Below are 1,523 nucleotides of genomic sequence, written 5' to 3'. Positions count from 1 at the left end.
AGAGCAACGAGCGGATGAGCTCTGCGAATCCTGACCATCGCCAAGCGCCCAATAACGATTTGTGTTTGACCTACTCGAATATGGGCTTATAAAAAGTATGCCGAAGGCATTTCCTTTCATGTGATAGTCGGGGCGAATTTGGCGCCAGCAAAGTGTAATGAGCGGGTAAGCTCCGCGTGCCATGTAGTTTCGCGACAGTGCAGTGTCACGAGCGGGTGATCTCTGCGAACACTGTCCCATCGGCAAGCTTGCTATCTATAAGCAACATAAGACTAAACCTTGTTGAGTTTATCTCGACAGGGTCTTTTTACGTCTGCATTTATGTTTGAGCCACTCTCGCATGGGGAAAGATTAACAGCAGCAATGAAGTTGCTTGCTGAGCATGTGATAGTAGGGGGAAGTTCAGCTACAGTTGAGTGTTACGAACGTGCTTGCCCTGTAGTTGTACGACTGCGCAGTGTCATAAGCGGCCAATACCGCTTTATAAGACTCTGTGTCGTCAAAAGCATATCTATCTTTCTTGAAAGCAAAAAAAATCCGCTATCAATATAATTGCTAGCGGATTGTGTGTTAATTTTTTGTAATGGATTATAAAATATAACGACTCAAATCTTCGTTTTCAACAAGTTCATCCAGTGCATTTGCTACATAAGCTTCATTGATAACAACGCTATCTCCCTGGCGATCAGATGCTTCATATGAAAGTTCATCCATAATACGCTCCATTAGTGTGTGTAAACGGCGTGCACCAATGTTTTCTGTTGTTTCATTTACATGCCAGGCTGATTTAGCAATTTTATCAATACCGTCTTTAGTGAACTCAATATTGACACCTTCAGTTGCCAATAGTGCTTGATATTGTTCGCTTAGTGATGCTTTAGGCTCTGTTAGTATTCTTGCCAGATCTTCTTCTTTAAGCGCTTCTAACTCTACTCTGATAGGTAAACGTCCCTGTAATTCCGGAATAAGATCAGATGGTTTAGCGATTTGGAAAGCACCAGATGCAATAAACAACATATGATCGGTTTTTACCATACCGTGTTTCGTACTCACTGTTGAACCTTCAATTAATGGTAGAAGATCACGCTGGACACCTTCACGAGAAACATCAGGCCCTGAAGCTTCACCGCGTTTACATATTTTATCTATTTCATCGATAAAGATAATACCGTTATTTTCAGCGGCAAAAATGGCTTTATCTTTTAACTCTTCTTGGTTCACTAATTTAGCAGCTTCAGTTTCAATCAACGCTTTTAATGCTTCTTTGATTTTCATTTTGCGTTTTTTCGTTTCATCTTTACCTGATAAATTCTGGAACATGCCCTGAAGTTGATTGGTCATATCTTCCATTCCTGGAGGCGCCATAATTTCAACGCCGATTTGTGGAACAGGTACATCAACTTCAATCTCTTTATCATCTAACTTACCTTCACGTAATTTCTTACGAAAAGATTGTCGTGCTGCGCCATCTTCGCTTTTTTCACTGTCCCAGTCGTTACCTGTTTTAGCTGGCGGGATAAGGA

General features: G+C 41.3%; 1 protein-coding gene. It reads right to left on the bottom strand.

Translation table 11 applies throughout. The annotated features are described in order from the left end of the window. Positions 1–588: 588 nt before the first annotated feature. The coding region (gene hslU / locus AC4GME_RS13555; protein WP_490379577.1) for an ATP-dependent protease ATPase subunit HslU at positions 589–1,523 on the bottom strand (935 nt) is incomplete at its 5' end.

Source organism: Psychromonas sp. (genome assembly GCF_983033635.1).
This window is presented reverse-complemented; position numbering and strand designations above follow the sequence as displayed.